Annotated in this window: 10 protein-coding genes; 4 read left to right on the top strand and 6 right to left on the bottom strand. The window is 70.5% G+C overall.

Going from position 1 to position 17,355, the window contains the following annotated elements:
- Nucleotides 1-22: 22 nt before the first annotated feature.
- Both ACH3VR_RS15705 and ACH3VR_RS15700 read right to left on the bottom strand, forming a co-directional pair.
- A complete protein-coding gene (locus ACH3VR_RS15705) occupies nt 23-418 on the bottom strand; it encodes a hypothetical protein (protein ID WP_397557265.1) in 396 nt (131 codons plus the stop codon).
- Nucleotides 419-462: 44 nt separating this feature from the next.
- Nucleotides 463-987: a hypothetical protein gene (locus ACH3VR_RS15700; protein ID WP_397557264.1), complete on the bottom strand. Its 525-nt coding sequence runs from the start codon at nt 985-987 to the stop codon at nt 463-465.
- Between the two features lie 96 nt (nt 988-1,083).
- On the opposite strand from ACH3VR_RS15700, the gene ACH3VR_RS15695 reads away from it, so the two are divergent.
- Nucleotides 1,084-1,578 carry a gluconokinase gene (locus ACH3VR_RS15695; RefSeq protein ID WP_397557263.1) on the top strand — a complete coding sequence of 165 codons (495 nt, stop codon included), beginning with the start codon at nt 1,084-1,086 and terminating at the stop codon, nt 1,576-1,578.
- A gap of 128 nt (nt 1,579-1,706) precedes the next feature.
- Here the strand turns inward: ACH3VR_RS15695 and ACH3VR_RS15690 are convergent, their stop codons facing one another.
- The 4 genes from ACH3VR_RS15690 to ACH3VR_RS15675 all read right to left on the bottom strand — a co-directional run bounded on the left by ACH3VR_RS15690 (nt 1,707) and on the right by ACH3VR_RS15675 (nt 7,280).
- Complete coding sequence (locus tag ACH3VR_RS15690) at nt 1,707-2,282, bottom strand: DnaJ family domain-containing protein (RefSeq protein WP_397557262.1); 576 nt, start codon at nt 2,280-2,282, stop codon at nt 1,707-1,709.
- Nucleotides 2,283-2,286: 4 nt separating this feature from the next.
- Nucleotides 2,287-3,132, bottom strand: a complete 846-nt coding sequence (locus ACH3VR_RS15685) for an NAD-dependent epimerase/dehydratase family protein (RefSeq protein WP_397557261.1) — start codon at nt 3,130-3,132, stop codon at nt 2,287-2,289.
- 12 nt (nt 3,133-3,144) lie between these two features.
- On the bottom strand, nt 3,145-4,101 hold the full coding sequence (locus ACH3VR_RS15680; protein WP_397557260.1) for an oxygenase MpaB family protein: 957 nt from the start codon (nt 4,099-4,101) through the stop codon (nt 3,145-3,147).
- A 254-nt stretch (nt 4,102-4,355) separates the two neighbouring features.
- Nucleotides 4,356-7,280, bottom strand: a complete 2,925-nt coding sequence (locus tag ACH3VR_RS15675) for an immunoglobulin-like domain-containing protein (RefSeq protein ID WP_397557259.1) — start codon at nt 7,278-7,280, stop codon at nt 4,356-4,358.
- A 274-nt stretch (nt 7,281-7,554) separates the two neighbouring features.
- Here ACH3VR_RS15675 and ACH3VR_RS15670 point away from each other — a divergent pair, with 274 nt between their 5' ends.
- The 3 genes from ACH3VR_RS15670 to ACH3VR_RS15660 all read left to right on the top strand — a co-directional run bounded on the left by ACH3VR_RS15670 (nt 7,555) and on the right by ACH3VR_RS15660 (nt 16,975).
- Nucleotides 7,555-11,040 (top strand): family 43 glycosylhydrolase, encoded by a 3,486-nt coding sequence (locus ACH3VR_RS15670; RefSeq protein WP_397557258.1) that lies wholly within the window; start codon nt 7,555-7,557, stop codon nt 11,038-11,040.
- A gap of 17 nt (nt 11,041-11,057) precedes the next feature.
- Nucleotides 11,058-13,943 (top strand): immunoglobulin-like domain-containing protein, encoded by a 2,886-nt coding sequence (locus ACH3VR_RS15665; protein WP_397557257.1) that lies wholly within the window; start codon nt 11,058-11,060, stop codon nt 13,941-13,943.
- Nucleotides 13,944-14,029: 86 nt separating this feature from the next.
- On the top strand, nt 14,030-16,975 hold the full coding sequence (locus ACH3VR_RS15660) for an immunoglobulin-like domain-containing protein (RefSeq protein WP_397557256.1): 2,946 nt from the start codon (nt 14,030-14,032) through the stop codon (nt 16,973-16,975).
- The last annotated feature ends 380 nt before the right edge of the window (nt 16,976-17,355 follow it).

Here is a 17,355-nt window from a genome sequence, read left to right as displayed (position 1 = left end):
TTGCACCGGCGTTACGGCAACCCTACCGAGCGGTCGCGGCGCGATTCCGGCGGTCGATCGTCGCCTGCCGGAAAGAGGCGTTGGCCGACGGCGTGTAGAGCAGGACGAGGCCGAACACGGCGAGCACGGCCGACGTGACGGCCGGCGTCGCGAGAAAGCGCAGGTCGGTGAGCGCGAAGACGACGGCGGCGATCTCGAAGAGGAAGACGACCGACAGGACGATCCGCGCCCACACGCGCGCGCGGAAGATCGCCAGGCACACGGGGAAGGTCGCGAGGCCCACGAGCAGGTGCAGCCACCCCGTGACGGGATGATCCCCCGCGACGAGCATGAGCACGCCGGCGAAGAGCTGCAGGACGCCGGAGATCCAGGCGAGCACTCCCACGAGCACGACGCCTCCGGCCGGTGTGGTGCGCATGCCGTCTCCTTCGCGGTTCCTGGGAAGACGCTACTCCGCGAGCCTCAGCCGTGCGCCGCCAGCTGGAGCGCGACGACACCGAGCGCGAGCGCGGCCTCGGCGCCGAGCGCGATGAGCCGCTGCCACCACTTCAGTGGGACCTTGCGCACCGCGATCCACCCGATCACGACGAGCGTCGCGACGAGCGTGATGATCGACGCGCGCATCGCCGTCTCGATCTGCATGACGCCGAGGGCTGCGAGCACGAGGAAGATCACGGGGACCGTCACGGCGCTGAGCGTGCCGAAGCTCGCGAACACGGCATGGCCTCGTTCGTCCGCCGTCATCGCGCGCTCGTGCGCCACGACGAACGAGATGATGTCGGCGACGAAGACCGCCAGCAGCGTGCCGAAGACGGTCACGAGGAGCGTCACGAGGGTGTCGACCGGTTCGGGATGCCCGTGCGAGTTGATCGCGAGCAGCACCGCGAGGGCCGCGAACGTCAGGTAGATGCGTTCCTTGAGGTGGTCGGCTCGGCGGCTGCGAGCCTCGAACTCGGCGTCTTGCACGTCGTCGGCGGGTGCGGACACGGATGCTCCCGGAGATGAGAGGGACGGATGCCGCGAGCCTACCGGGGCGATCGACACGCCCGGGTGGGCTACCGTGGACGGGTCGGAAGGGGCGGGATGTCGCTGGTGGTCATGGGAGTCTCGGGCTCCGGCAAATCCACCGTCGGAGCGGAGGTCGCCGAGCGCGCCGGTGCGACGTTCATCGACGCCGACGATCTGCATCCGGCGTCGAACGTCGCCAAGATGCACGCCGGGATCCCGCTGACCGACGAGGACCGGATGCCGTGGCTCCGCATCGTCGGCGAGACGATCGCGCAGCACTCGGGCGAGCGGGTCGTGATGGCCTGCTCGGCGCTCAAGCGCGTCTATCGCGACGTCATCCGAGAGCACGCCGGGCACGTGCTGTTCGCCGAGCTCGAGGGCACGCGCGAGCTGCTCGCCGAGCGCATGGGCGCCCGCCAGGACCACTTCATGCCGCTCACGCTCCTGGACTCGCAGCTCGCGACCCTCGAGCCGCTGCAGCCGGACGAGGAGGGCGTGACGGTCGACATCGCGCTCTCGCCCGACGAGATCTCAGACCGCATCCTCTCCCGCTGGCTCGCCACCCCCTGACCTCTTCGGGTCGGGATGTGCGCCGATTTCGGTCCCCGAGCTTGTCGAGGGGTCGATTCGGGGTTCATCGTTCTCGTCGGCGTCGGCGTCGGCGTCGGCGTCGACGCCTCGACAGGCTCGGCGACCAGCTAGCGCCGGCGACGGCGGAAGCGGCGACGCGGAGCGGCGGCCTCGACGGCGGCGCGGGTCTGGGCCTCGGCACGCCGGCGGGACTCGCCGCGCTCGAGCCATGCCGCCACCTCGGCGTCGACGTCGCGCGTCGGTGTGACGACGGGCGGACCGCCGAGCAGCTGGCGGCGCGCCTCGATGACGCGGCGGTTGAAGTCGTCGAGGTACTCGCGCACGTCGGCCTCGCGGGAGAGGTCGTCGAGCCGCGACTCGAGCTCGGCGTGCTCGACGCGCAGCATGAGGGCGGGCGGGCCGAGACCGCGCAGCTGCTCGGCCTCGATCTTGCGGCGGATCCACCAGTCCGGGTCGTGGCGGTCGCCGAGCCCCTCGAGCGGCTTGCCGGCACCCGGCAGATCGTCGAACTCACCGCGCCGGATCGCCTGCTGGATCGCCGTCTCGACGAACGCGGCGCGGTCGGCCGCCGTGGCGCTCCGCTGCGCGGCCGGAGGAGCCGCGGCAGCCGGTGGCAGCCCGTGCTCGCGCTGCCACTTCTCCAGGCGGTAGCGCTCGGCTGCTTCGCGGGGGTCTTCGGTCATGACCTCACACGTGGTCGCGCCAGGAATGCCGCGGGTCGAAGTCGAGCAGCCGTCGCGCCTTGTCGATCGACAGGAGTGTGTCGTTGGTGCCCAGGTCGCCCTTCAGCGGCACCTCGGGGAACACCTCGGCAACGAGTTCCGCGTTGGACCGGCTCATGACGGTGTCGGCCGCGGCGATGATGAAGCGGTCGAATCCCGGGGGAGCGGCATCCAGTGCCTTCTCGATCGCCTGCGCGCCGTCGCGGCCGTCGATGTAGCCCCAGAGGTTCCACTTGCGGGCCCGGGCGTCGGCGTCGAACGAGGGGAACGCGGCGTAGTCCTCGGGGTCCATGACGTTCGAGAAGCGCAGCGCCGTGATCGACAGATCGGGATGCCACCGCACGAGCTCGATCGCGAGCTGCTCCTCGAGGTGCTTGACGAGCGAGTACACCGACTCGGGGCGCGCGGGGTAGTCCTCGTCGACGGGGATGTACGGCGGATCGATGTCGAACGGCAGCCCGAGCACCGTCTCACTCGACGCGTACACGATCTTCCGGACGCCGAGCCGCACGGCGGCCCAGAACACATCGAAAGTCCCCAGGATGTTGTTGCGGAACGTCGCGATGTCGCTGCGGATGCCGTCGGCGGGGATCGCCGCGAGGTGCACGACGGCGTCGAACCCGCCGGATTTGCCGCGCACGCCGGTGAAGGCGTCGACGACCTGGCCGTAGTCGGTCAGGTCGACCTGCAGGAATCCCGGGCCGCGGACTCCCGCGACGTCCATTCCGACGACGTCGTGACCCGCGGCGCGGAGTTCACGGGCGACGACGGTTCCGAGCTTGCCGGACGAACCGGTGAGGGCGATGCGCATGCCTCCAGCCTGTCATGCGCCCAGGGCTTCAGGGTCCTCGCTCTCGAGGCGGCGCAGGCGCACACGGGCTCGCTCGTTCGCGCGCGGGCCGCCCGAGTTGAGCGCCCGCTCGATGAGGACGAGGCCGACCCGGGTGGTCGTGACGACCGGGAGGGGCGAGCGGCGGACGCCGAGCAGTCGCCGGTACCGACGCGGGATCGTCGCGACGGCCGACGCGAACAGGAGGCGGTAGCCGAGGCCGATGCGCCGGCCGTGGAAGGGCGGGCGGCGGAGGAACCGGACCACGTCGTGCACGCGCTCGTCGCCGCGCAGCTCGCCGCGGGCGAGGTAGTCGTCGAGGCGTGCGTGCAGCTCGGCCCTCGACGTCGGCGGATGCTCGACGCCCATGAACCGTCCGGCGAGCGCCCACTCCGCGACATAGGCGTCGGGACCGCCCGGGATGCCGCGCCCCCACGTCTCGTGGCACGTGAGGAACGCATCGGTGAAGGCGAGGTGAACCCAGTCCGAGAGGCCGGGATCGGAGGCCGTGTAGTCACGGCCCGCTCCGTGGCCGTCGACGTACGTCCCCGCGACGCGGGTGTGGAAGCGGGCGACCCGCGCCGTCTCGGCGTCGGCCTGCGTCGTCGAGCCGTAGGTGAGGCACAGGATCCAGCGCACCGTGCCGGACAGGCGCCCGAGCGGATCGTCCCGATAGCGGGACCAGTCGTGCACCCCCGCCAGGGGTCCGGGATGCAGTGCCTGCAGGAGCAGCGCGCGGATGCCGGCGACGAACGTCGCGGGCCCCTCGTGCACCGTCCACGCTGCGCCGTCCTCGACGAAGTAGCCGGCGTCGTCGCCCTGTTCGAGCGCACGCACCCACACGGGCGCGCCGTCGGGGTCGCCCGACACGGCAGTCAGGAGGCGCCTGCGCAGCGGGCCGAGCGGGTCGCGACGCCGTGGCGTGGCATCCATCGTCCGTGTCGCGTGCATGCGTCCAGCGTCGCACGCGGCGGCGGCACCGCGGGGTTTCTGTCCATAGCCCGCGCCCTTTCTGTCCATAGCCCGCACCCTTTCTGTCCATAGCCCGTGCTCTCGCCGAGAGCCCGTGTTTCGCACGGTGCACAACGTGGGCGCTCGGTGACAGCACGGGCTACGGGAGCTCCCGCGCCCGAGAAGTTCCCGAGAAAGGGGAGGGGCCCCGCCGGACGGATCCGGCGAGGCCCCTCGGGGTGACGTGCGGAGCGTCAGCTGCACGACCGTGCGGCGAACGGCGCCGTCACGGTCTTGCTCGCACCGTCTGCCGTCGCGACGACGCTGACCTCGCCCGCCGACACCGACGCGAGGCGCGTCGTGAAGGCGTACGACGCCGCGGCGCCCGCCGCGAGGGTCGCCGACTTCGTGCCGTACGGGGTCGTCACCACGATGGCGACGGCCTTGTCGGAGTCGTTCGCGACCTTCGTCGTCAGCGTGACCTTGCCCGTGACGCAGCGCGTCTCGTTCGTCGCGGAGACGTGCAGGGTGCTCTCGACGGTGACGGTCGCCTCGACCGGCTGGCGCGAGGCATCCTGAGCCACGCCCTTCACCGTGAAGGTGCCCGCCGTCGCGTACTTCGCCGGGGCGATCGCGTCCCACGTGACAGCCGCCGTCGCCTGCGAGCCGTCCTTCTTGGTCAGCTGCGCCGAGGGCAGCGTCGGGGCGACGCCTTCCTGCGTCGTGACCGAGATGGCGTTCACCGAGGTGACGGCGATCGCCGGCGCGTAGGCCTCGAGCACCTTCTGGTACTCGGCGCGCGTCACGGGGATGACCGTGCCGTGGCGCGGCTTGCCGCCGTCCGAGTTCTGCGGCAGGTTTGCGCGCAGCTTCGTGCCGAAGGGCTGCCACGAGTCGCCGCCTGCGATGTCGGTCGTGCCGAACGGGATGTAGTGGTTCGGGCCGCCGTGATAGTCGGGCTGGTCGATGAAGAGGTACCAGCTCATGTTGTTCACGTCGCCGTCGTTGGCCTTGAAGATACTCGGACCTTCACCGCTCGAGTACGTTCCGCCCGGCTCCCCGTTGGGGAGGCCGGTGGCGACCTTCTCCTTGACGAGCGTCCACTGGTCGGCCGCGCCGGTCGTGCCCGGGAGCGTGCCGCTCTCGGTCGCGAGCAGGTTGGTCGACTTCTCCTGGCGGATCGTCATCGACGCTTCGTCCTTCGTGAAGCGGTAGAAGACGTCGCCGACGCGAGCGACGGTCGAGTCGATGAGGCCGAGGCCGGTGCCGCGCTTGACGTCGCTCCAGACCTTCGGCTCGGAGAACGTCACGAAGTCGTCGGTCGTCGCGTACATCATGCGGTTGTACGTGACGGCCGTGCGGTCGGCCGCGTTCGCCGTGGGGTAGATGTTCGAGGCCCAGAACACGACGAACGTGTCGAGCTCCGCGTCCCAGTACGCCTCGGGCGCCCACGTGTTGCCGGCGAAGTCCGACGACACCTTGACGTGGCGCTGGTCCGACCAGTGCACGAGGTCGTCCGACTCCCACACCTCGATGTAGCGCGAGCCCGAGATCTGCGCCGTCGTGAAGCCGCCGGCCAGGCCGTCGACCTTCAGGTCGGTCGCGAGCATGTAGAAGCGGTCGCCCTCGGGGCTGCGGATGATGAACGGGTCGCGGAGGCCTGTCGTGCCCTGCGTCGAGGTGAACAGCGGCTGGCCGCCGTTCAGGGTGTTCCAGTCGAGCGCATCGTTGCCCTTCGAGGCGGCGAGGCTGACGCGCTCGGCGCCCGCGCCCTCACCCGTGAAGAAGGCCCACACGTATGCCTCGGTCTTGTCCGACCCTCCGGGCATCGGCTGCACCTTCGCGCGGAACTCGCGCGTCCGGGTCGCCGTGCCGTTGGTCGCCGTCGCCGTCAGCACGACGTCGGCGGCTGCGGCGCCCGCGGCGGGGCGCTTGACCTCGACGGTCTTCGACGCCGTCGACACGCCGTCGCGCAGCGTGGCGAACGCCGCACCGCTCGTGACGGCCCACGTGATCGTCGAGCCGAGCGAGCCGGCCGTGGAGACGGAGAAGTTCGTGCGGATGTCGTCGAGGTTGCGGATCGACAGGGCGTCGAGGTCCTGCTGCGCCTTGGAGTCGGCAGAGATGTCGGCCGGCACCGTGACGACGAACGTCTTGGTGCGGGTCTGCGACCCTGCCGTGAAGGTCGCCGTCAGCGTGACGCTCGCGTCGGGCTGCCCGGCGGCGGGACGGGTGACGGATGCCGCGCCCCCGCTGACCGCGATGGCTGCATTGTCCGACGCCCACGACACCTGCGTGCCGTAAGCGGTCGTCGGCAGCGTGAAGCTCGCGGTCGCCGTGGCGGGGACCGTCACTGACGCGACGGCCTTGTCGATCGCCTCGTCGGAGAAGAGCTGCTGAACGCTCGCGGTGTCGAGCGCCTGGCCGTAGACGGCGTAGTCGTCGACGTCGCCGCTCCAGTTCGCGTCGGCGTACGTCGATCGGCCCAGGTACGAGACGAGCGACGAGCCGAACGACGAGACGTTGCGCGCGATGGCCGTCGTCGAGATGAGTGCGCCGTTGACGTACACGCGGAGCTGGCCGTTCGTGCCGTCGATGACGGTCGTGTAGAGCGACATGCCCGTGGGGGTCTTGATGCCCGTGGTGGCGGCGTTCGTCGCGCCGGGACCGACCTCGGTGCCCCACGGAGCCGTCGCGCTGACGGTGTTGGTCACGACCGACTTGACGTAGCCGCTGGGGTTGGTGAGGTTGAGCAGCCAGTACGCCGACGAGTACGAGGCGCCGGAGGCGACCGGAGCGCCGATGAAGGCCGCGGCGACGTTGGCGGCGCCCGTCTTGCCCGACATCCACGTGGAGATCGTGAGGTCCTTCTTGCCGACGAGGCCCGTCGTCGGGATGTCGACGTAGGCGCCGGTGGCGCGGGCCCCGCCGGGCAGGCTAAGGACGCCGTTCTGGAACGTCGCGCCCGTCTGCTGGAGGGTCGCGTTGTAACCGTTGCCGCTCGTGTCCGCGATCGTCGTGCCGGACGCCGAGTCGAACGTGTAATGGATCAGGGGAGTGGCGGAGATGGCCGCGCTCGCCATCGTCGCGGGGACGACGGCGCCGGCCAGGGCGAGCGCTGCGGCGGTCGCGACCGCGGTGCCTCTCGCCAGGAATCGGGATCTGGTGCGCGCTCGCATGCGCTCGTGCCTCGCTCTCGTGGCTGGCGGCGACACGACTGCCGAGCATCGACGTCGCCGTCGCGTCGGTGATGTGCGTCTTCGCGCAGTCCTCGTCGGCCCCTCGGGGCGATGGTGGGGATGTTACCGAGAACATCCAGGGTTCATCCACGGTAGAAGCAGGGCTTGATGTGTGTCAAGACAGAAGTCTTGTTATGGATTTGCCGGAGCGTTACCGCTAACGTGAGCGCTAACAGCCTGTCCGACGATGTTCAGACACCCGATGGAGAGTGGAATGAGACTGTTCCCCCGCCGCAAGGCCGCAGTCGCGGTCGCCGCGATCGGCGCGATGATGCTGGGGCTCGGCGCCACCAGTGCCCAGGCCGCCGCGCCCGACCAGGGGCTCATCGCGCAGTACACGTTCGATCGCACGACGGGGGCCTCGGTGCCCAACACCGCCCCCGGGGCGACGTTGGGTGAGGCCACGGTGCAGAACCTGCAGGCCTCGGACTGGACGGGATCGGCCCTCACGCTGCGCGGCGGCGCCAAGACCTCGACGGGAAACTGGGTCCAGCTTCCGAACAACCTTCTGAGCGGCAAGACATCCACGACCGTCGTCGCCGAGGTGAAGGCGACGCAGGCCATGCTGGGCGGCTTCCACTTCCTGTGGAACATCGGCAACGACTCCTCCGCCACCGAGTACTTCTTCACGTCGCTCAACTGCGCATCCGGGCGCTCGCCCCTCGTCGGCCTCAAGTCGGCCGGCGTCGAGCGGCTCGTGCAATCGGGCTCGTGCGGCGTCACGGCGAACCAGTGGGTGAGCGTCGTCGCGGTCGTCGACGGCGCTGCGGGCACGGCATCCCTCTATCTGGACGGCGCTCGCGCCGCCAGCGGTGCGATGCCCGTGACGCCCGCCAACGTCGTCGACCAGTCGCTCAACGCCATCGCGCGCGGCCCGTGGCCCGACCCGCTGTTCCAGGGGGCGATCTCGTCGTTCCGCGTCTACGACCGCGCGCTCAGCGCCGCCGAGATCGCCGACGTCTCGAACGCCGACGCGCAGGCCCACGCGAGCGAGCTGCAGACGCAGGCGCAGGCGATCCTGACGGCCCTCAACCTCGCCGACCTCCAGACGAGCACCGACGTCGACCTCCCGACCTCCAACGGCCGCGTCACGTGGAGCTCCAGCAACCCCGCCGTCGTCGCGACCGACGGCACGGTCAACGCGCCCCTCGCGGGCCAGCCCTCCATCCCGGTGCAGCTCACCGCGACGGCCACGGTGCGGGGCGTCACCGCGACCAAGACCATCACCGTCACGGTGCTGCCCTCGACCGAGACCGCCGCGCAGCGCGCCGAGCGTCTCGCGCAGCGCTTCGTCGTCCCCGCCGTCGTCGAGTCGGGCACGGCGCTTCCCGCGGCACCCGACGGCACGACGGTCGCCGTGACCGGCACGACCGGCGGCATCACCGCCACCGACAGGATCTCGTCGGCGTCGGCATCCGCTGTCGACGGCACCGTCACCGTCCGCGTCACCGACCCGTCGACCGGCGCCACCGCCGACCGCACCTTCACGGTGCGCGTCCTTCCCGCGGCGACGACGTCGCAGCTGCTCGCCTACAGCCGCAACGCGACCACGGTCGGCGAGGCCAACAACGCCGACGTCGCGCTCAGCATGCACCTCGCGCTCGAGAACGGCGCCGGCTGGACCCCGCTCAACGAGAACTACGGCATCTTCTTCGCCAAGACCTCGACGACGCCGCCGGCGAGCGGCACGACCGACTCGATCATCCGGAGCCTCCGCAACCCGCACCTGTTCTACCTCGCGAACGGCGACTACGGCGTCGTCGCGACCCGCACAGCCCGCGGCGGAGCGTCCGACGGCACGCAGGCGTCGAGCCTCCTCTTCGCCCGCAGCTCCGACCTGCTCAGCTACCAGGAGGTGGGCCTCGTCAACCTCGGCGTGACGAGCGGCGTCAACGAGCCCGCGGTCGTCTGGGACTCGGCATCCCACCGCTACGTCGTATCGTGGACCTCTGACGCCGGCGCGCCCTTCTACACGACCTTCGCAGACCTGACGGATGCCTCGACCCGCGGCGCCGTGCTGCGCGGCGTCGTGGCGAGCACGGCCGGCAACGCCGGCACGGGTGTGGCGAACTACGCCTCGGGCAACGCCGTCGCGATTCCGAAGTCGGTCGTCGACGCTCTCGAGGTGCGCTTCGGCCGCATCGCGAACACGGGCGTCGCGGCGACGGGCGGCATCGAGCTCGAGCAGGGCGACGCCTTCACGGCCGCCGACCTCCCGAAGCGCGCCGAACTGTCGTACGACGACGGCACCGAGGCGACGCGGGCGATCGCGTGGGATGCCGCATCCCTCGCCGCCGTCGACACGTCCAAGCCCGGCACGTACCAGGTGACCGGCTCGGTCAAGCAGCCGGAGTACCCGACGCCGTTCGCCGACGAGCGCGCCGACCCGTCGGTGTTCCGGTACGACTGGAACGGCGCGACGAAGTTCCTGATGATCGCGACCGACGACCTGTACGGCAACAACATCGGCTCGGCGCACATGCCGATCCGCATTGCGAACAGCATCGAGGACCTGTCCGACTCGGCGATCGCCGCAGGACGCAACACCGAGATCGATCTGCTCAAGCGCGGTGACACGGATGCCGACGGAGCGGCCATGACCGGCTGCTACTGGGCGCCCGAGTTCCACGTCATCGGCGGCAAGCTCTCGATCCTGTTCATGCCCTGCTACAACACGAACGGCGCCCCGGACATGTGGACGGGCCGCGCGAGCATCATGCAGCTCAAGCAGGACGCGCAGGGCAACGACCTCGACCCGGCCGTGCCGGCGAACTGGACCAAGGTGCAGAAGGTGCTCCGCGCCGACGGCTCGATCCTCAACCCCATCCAGAACATCTCGCTCGACATGACGTACTTCGAGGACAAGGGCCAGTCGTACTACGTGTGGCAGATGGTCGGCGCCCTCTTCATCGCCAAGATGGACCCGGCCAACCCGACGCGTCTCACGTCGGCGCCCGTCCGCATCGGCGTGCCCGAGTACGCGTGGGACAACACGATCGCCGAGGGCCCCAACGTGCAGGCGCACGACGGCAAGCTCTTCCTGATCTACTCGGGCTCGACGGTCGGCGACACGTATACGACGGGCCTCCTCACCGCCACGTCGGGTGCCGACCTCACCGATCCCGCGTCGTGGGCGAAGCTGAACTACCCGATCCAGAAGTCGGGCCTGTTCAACGGGGCCTACCAGCTCGGCACGGGGCACGGCATGTGGTCGTACGACGAGGACGACAACCTCATCTACGTCTTCCACGCCCGTACCGACCACAACAACCTCTCCGGCCGCGACATGTTCGTGCGCCGCGTGCACTGGGCTGCCGACGGCCTGCCCGTGTTCGACATGGAGGAGGACGAGGAGGTCGCGCCCGCGAACCGCACCGTCACCGCGACGGTCACGGTGCTGGCGGCGCCCGACCTCGCGTACACGGCGACCACGACGGCACGTTGCGTCACGGGCAAGGTCGTCCAGACCGTGACCGTCACGAACACCGACGACGTCGCGCTCGCGCTCGACACCGTCTCTCCGTACGGCACGAAGTCGACGGCGTCGCTCGCACCGGGCAAGAGCGTCTCGTACGCCTTCACGACGCGTCTTGTGACGATGCCCGCGGGCAGCGTGACGGTCGCCGCACACGCGACGGTCGGCGGCAAGGCGCTCAGCGCGACGCAGTCGATCGCCTACCCGCAGTCGGTCTGCGGCTGAGCTCGAGAGGAATGACGATGAAGCTGCGCACGCGAACACTCCTGGGAGGCGCCGCGTGCGCAGCCCTCGTTCTGGGGGTCGCCCAGCCGTCGACGGCGGCCGGGCCCCTCGACGGCGTCGCCACCGATGGCCTGATCGCCGCCTACGACTTCTCCGAGACGTCGGGAACGGTGCTGACGGATGCCGCGACCGCGAACGGCGCCCAGAACGGCACCGTGACCGGCGGCACCGCCTGGGATCACGGCGTCATGAAGTTCACGGGTGCCAACTACGTGAAGCTCCCCGACAACCTCCTGACGGGGAAGACGGCGGCCTCGGTCGCGATCGAGATGAAGCCGACGGCGGCGACGCTCAGCGGCAACAACTTCGCCTGGAACATCGGCGGATCCGGCAACGCCGGAACGGGCCAGTTCTTCCTGCACACGCCGGGGCATCGGGCATCCATCTCCAAGACCAACTGGACGGGGGAGCAGACCGCGACCACCCCGTCGGCCTTCGCGGCCGAGAAGTGGCAGTCCGTCGTCGTCACGATCGCCCCCAACGCCGGCGCCTCGACGTCGACGATCATCGTCTATGTCGACGGCGTCGAGGCGGCGCGCAAGAGCGACTCGAGCAGCAACGTCGCCGACCTCGCCACGCAGACGAACAACCTCATCGGCGCCTCGGCCTACACGGCCGACCCCAAGTTCACGGGCGCCCTCAGCACGTACCGCCTCTACGATCGGGCACTGTCCGGCGCCGAGGTCGCGACGATCTCGGAGGTGGATGCCGTGTCCGTCGCGCAGGAGACCGTCGATGCGATCGCGCTCGGCGACCTCACCGCCGTGTCGCAGAATCTCACGCTGCCCACGAGCGGCGGCGTGACCTGGACGACGTCGGACCCCGCCGTCGTCGAGGCGAACGGCGCGATCCACCGGGCCGAGGGCGCCACTCCGTCGGCGACGCTGACCGCGACGGCGACTGTGCGCGGCAAGACCGCGACACGGACGTTCTCCGTGACCCTCGCCCCGCTGCCGGGTGTGAACGACCGTGCGCAGGCCGATCTCGACGCGATCGCACTCGGCGGGGCGAGCGGCCTCGGCGACGTGCGCGACAACCTCACGATCCCCGCGAAGGGCACGACCTACGCCTCCGCGATCACATGGACATCCGAGCCGCAGGGCATCATCTCGACGGCCGCGCAGGACGGGCGTGCGCCCGGCCTCGTGACGCGCCCCGCCTACGGCCAGCCCGACGCGCAGGTGCAGCTGACGGCGAAGGTCGCGGGGACGACCGCGACCCGGACGTTCGCCGTCACCGTCCGCGCGCTTCCTGAGCCGGAGGACACGTCGGCCTACCTGTTCGCGCACTTCACAGCGGGCCGCTCGCCGGCGGCGATCAACGAGCAGATCTACTTCGCCGCGAGCGAGAACGGCCAGACCTGGACCGACCTCAACGGCGAGCAGCCCGTCCTGCAGTCCACGGTCGGCGAGACCGGGGCACGCGACCCGTTCCTCGTCCGCGGACCGGGTGGCGACAAGTTCTACCTCATCGCGACCGACCTCAGCACGGCGAAGTACGGATGGCGGTACACCCCGACCAACCCGGGCAGCCGCAGCCTCGTCGTGTGGGAGTCGAACGACCTCGTCACGTGGTCGGCGCCCCGCCTCGTCGACGTCGCGTCGAAGATCCCGCAGGCGGGCAACGCGTGGGCACCCGAGGCGACCTACGACCCGGCGACGGGGCAGTACCTCGTCTACTGGGCGTCGTCGACGGGAGCCGGGGCATCCGATCCCCTCGGCAACACGTACGGCGACTACATGAACATGTACTACGCCACGACCCGCGACTTCGTGACCTTCTCCGACCCCGTGAAGTGGATCGACCGCACGAGCTCGATCATCGACACGACGATGATCGAGGTGGACGGCGTCTTCTACCGCGCCTCCGGCGACGGCCAGATCACGCTCGAGCGGAGCACCAACCCCTACGCGACCACGGTCAGCGACGCGGCGCTCGCGAGCAACCCCGGCGGCTGGGAGAAGGTCAGCACGCTGCGTGACATCTTCGGCACCGACAACTACTCGGGCGCGCGCCTGGAGGGTCCGGAGCTCTTCCGGTTCAACGACGAAGACGCGCTGACCGGGCCCTCGGGGCAGAAGGTGCCGACGTGGGGGCTCATCGCCGACCGCTACAGCGCCGGCACGGGCTACATGGCGTTCCGCTCGACGGACCTCGCGAGCACGACGCCCGCGACGGCGGGCGGCGGATGGTCGGTCGGCAGCGACATCACCTGGGACTCCGTGCTGAAGCGGCACGGCACGATCGTCCCCGTCACGCAGAGCGAGTACGACCGCCTGCTGCAGGGATTCGGGGATGCCGCGGCCAAGATCGCCTCGATCGCGGTGACCAGTGCGCCGACGAAGACCGCCTACACGGTCGGCGAGGCCTTCGCCGCCGAGGGGCTGAAAGTCACGGCGACGACCGCGAGCGGCTCGACGCGCGTGCTCGACGCGCGCGAGTACACGCTCTCGGGCTTCGACTCCGCCACGCCCGGCACTCGCACCGTTCGCGTGACGCTCGACGCGGCGCCGCAGATCTCGACGAGCTTCACCGTCTCGGTCGCGACCGCGCCCGTGCTCGCGGTGAACGCTTCGGTGACGGCACGCTGCGTCGCGGGCAAGGTCGTGCAGATCGTCACGGTGACCAACGCGGACGGCGCGCCGGTGACCGCCTCGGTCGCGTCGCCGTACGGCGCCAAGACGCTCCCGGTGGCCGCCGGCAAGTCGGCGTCGGCCTCCTTCACGACGCGGCTCGCCGCGATCGACCCCGGATCGGTCACGATCGCCGCCTCGGCCACCGTCGACGGCACGCAGGTCTCGATCGAGAAGACCGTCCCGTATCCCGCCGCGGACTGCGGCTGACACAGCCCGCGAAGCCGGGCGCAGACATTCCGTCGCGCCCGGCTTCGTGCCATCCGAATCGCTCCCGAGAGAAGAGGCACGCACCGATGGCCCGCATGACGATGGATGCCGCGCCCCCGCCCGAACCCCGCCCCTCAACCCTGCGCCGTCGCCTCGCGATGGCCACGACCCTCGCCGTGGGGCTGAGCGGCCTCGCGGCGCCCGCCCTGCTCGCCGTTCCCGCGCTCGCCGCCGATCCGCTTTCCGACGGTCTCGTCGCGCAGTACCTCTTCGACGAGACCTCGGGCGATGCCGTCCGCAACACCGCCGACGGCTCCGCGGCCGCCGGAGATCCGCTCGACGCGGTCGTGCGCAACTTCGTCGCCGACCAGCGCTCGGAGGCCGGCACGCTGCGCTTCACGGGCGGCGCGAAGACCTCGACCGGCGACTGGGTCGAGCTTCCCGACGACCTGCTCAAGACGGCGACGTCGGCCACGATCTCGATGGACGTCAAGGTCGACGCGGCGATGCTGACGAGCAACCACTTCCTCTGGAACATCGGCAACGACGTCAACCAGCAGTACTGGTTCGCGACGGCGCGCGGCCCGCGCGCGGCCATCACGACCTCTTCGAGCGCGGGCGAGAAGAACGGCACCGGCTACGCACTCACAGCGAACCGGTGGCACAGCGTCACCGCTGTGCTCGACGCCGACGCCGACACGATCACCCTCTACACCGACGGGCAGCGCTCAGGCGTCGGCAAGACGACCCTCACGCCCGCCGACATCTCGCAGACGCTCAACACGATCGGACGCTCGCCGTGGCCCGACGCCCTCTTCAAGGGCACGGTCGGCGCCTTCCACGTGTACAGCCGGGCGCTGAACTCCGCGGAGGTCGTCGCACTCTCCGACCGCGACGGCGCGGCGCACGCCGCAGACCTGGCCGCCGTCTCGAACGGAACGCTGGCGGCGATCGACCTCGGTGACACGTCGGCCGTGACGGGCGACCTCGACCTGTTCACGCTGCGCGGTGTGACGTGGGCATCGTCGACCCCGTCGGTCGTCACGTGCGACGGCGTCGTGACGCGGCCCGCACCGGGCTCGCCCGCGGCGACCGCGACGCTCGTCGCGACCGTCTCGACGCGCGGCGTCGCGGCATCCTCTCCCCGCTCCTTCACCGTGACGGTGCCCGCGCTGACTGCCGCCGACATCGCGGCCGACCGCGATGCGCTCTCGGTGCCCGACGTGGTGCGCGGCAACGTCACCCTGCCGGCGCGCGGCGCCGCGGGCGCGCCGATCACGTGGGTGTCGTCGAAGCCGGCGGTCATCACGGATGCCGCTGCCGGCGCCAAGGCCGCGGGCGTCGTGACGCGCCCCGCGTGGGGCTCGGGCGACGTGCCCGTGACGCTCACCGCGACGATCGGCTCGGGAGCTGCGGTCCTGACCCGGACGTTCGACGTCGCCGTCGCGGCATCCCCCCGTCCCGCTGTCGACGAGCGGTACATGTTCGCCTACTTCACGGCCGACACCGTCGCAGGCGAGAAGATCTCGCTCGCGGCGTCGCAGGGCGACAGCGCCATGAGCTGGGATGTCCTGAACGGCGGCAATCCCCTCATCACATCGACGAAGGGCACGACGGGGCTTCGGGATGCCTTCATCATGCGCTCGCGGGAGGGCGACCGGTTCTTCCTCATCGCGACCGACCTCTCGATCGGCAGCGGCACGACGTGGGACTCGGCGCTCGACGACGGCAGCTCGTACCTCGAGATCTGGGAGTCGACCGACCTCAAGACCTGGAGCGCACAGCGCCACGTCAAGGTGTCAGGGCCCTTCGCCTCGATGACGTGGGCGCCCGAGGCGTACTGGGACGACGCGGCCGGCGAGTACGTCGTGTACTGGTCGTCGCGCGTGTACCTCGATGCGACGCGTCCGTACGACAAGGTCGGCACGCCCAACTACACGTACTCGAAGGTCATGTACGCCACGACGCGTGACTTCCAGACGTTCTCGCGCGCGAAGGTCTGGCAGGACGCCGGCGACCGCATCGACTCCACGATGATCGAGGACGGCGGCACCTTCTACCGCTTCACGAAGGAGGTCACCGGCTGCGTCGACATCGTGCAGGAATCGTCCCCCGCGATGCGTGCGCTCTCGCTGCCCGGCGACTACGCCTGGAAGACGGATGCGTCCTGCATCTCCAAGACCGCTCGCAGCACGACCCGCACGACGGAGGGTCCGACGATCTTCCGCGCGAACAAGGGCGACACCTCGCTGCCCGCCGGTTCGACGAAGGGCTTCTACCTCTTCGTCGACGACTTCACCGGGGTCGGCTACCTGCCGCTGTTCACGGAGTCGCTCGCCGACCCGCAGTGGCGCACGGTGACCGGGGCACTGCCCAAGTCTCGTCACGGCAGCGTGCTGCCGGTGACCCTGAACCAGTGGGAGTCGGCCAAGGGCTCTGCGCTCACGAAGGTCGGGACGGCGACCGCGCTGACCGGGGTCTCGGCCGGAGACGCGCTCGAGCCCGGCTCTGTGGTCTCGGCGCGCGTGTCGGCTGCCGACGGGGGAGCGGTCGCGGGGACGGTGCGCTTCGGCTTCGGTGCGGCGACGGTGGATGCTGCGGTGCGCCCCAGCGGCGACGGCTTCGTCGCCGAGACCACCGTGCCCGACCTCCACGGCGACGTGTCGCTGTCGGCGTCGTTCGCCGGATACGACGTGCTCGCCGGGTCGTCGGCGGCGGCGGTCGAGGTGACGGTGGGCTCACCCGCTCCCGTCGTGTCGGGCGTCGTGGCGGCGCGCTGCGTCGCCGGCAAGGTCGTGCAGACGGTGACCGTGACCAACACCAACGACGTCGATGCCTCTGTCGCCGTCGTGTCGCCGTACGGCTCGAAGAACCTCGGCCCGATCGCGCCGGGCAAGGCGTCCTCGGCCGCGTTCACGACGCGCCTCGCGGCGATCCCCGCCGGCTCGGTCACGCTGACTGCCTCGGGTGCCGTCGACGGCAAGCCCGTGACGGCCCAGCAGGAGGTGCCCTTCCCCGCCGCGACCTGCTGACCTCCCGACGAGCCGGGCGTGCGCTCCGTCGCGCGCCCGGCTTTCGTCGTGCCCTTCGTGCGGCTTGTGCGCGTGAGAACCATCCGGAAACCCCATTGAACTTCGGACTCACGCAGTTGGACGCGGGACCCGTCGTTCCGCCCGTCACCGCGTGCCCCTCGCCTCGGGTGGCGTGACACGCGGCATCCCTTCTCGCGAGCCCCCCGCGTCGAGTCACCTGAGCGATGGCGCTGGCGGAGGTATCCCGCGCCCCTTGATGTCTCGCGGCCGTGACGACATCGTGTGTTGGGTCAAGTCCCGTGGCGTGGTGTCATTCCGTTGCTTCCTGAGGGTGGGTGGTGGTCAGGCGGTGAGGTAGAGCTCGGGACGTGCGGGCTCGG

It is taken from the genome of Microbacterium alkaliflavum, from assembly GCF_044325405.1.
Taxonomy (GTDB): Bacteria; Actinomycetota; Actinomycetes; order Actinomycetales; family Microbacteriaceae; genus Microbacterium; species Microbacterium alkaliflavum.
The sequence above is the reverse complement of the archived record's forward strand: the minus strand, read 5'-3'. Positions and strand labels throughout refer to the sequence as shown.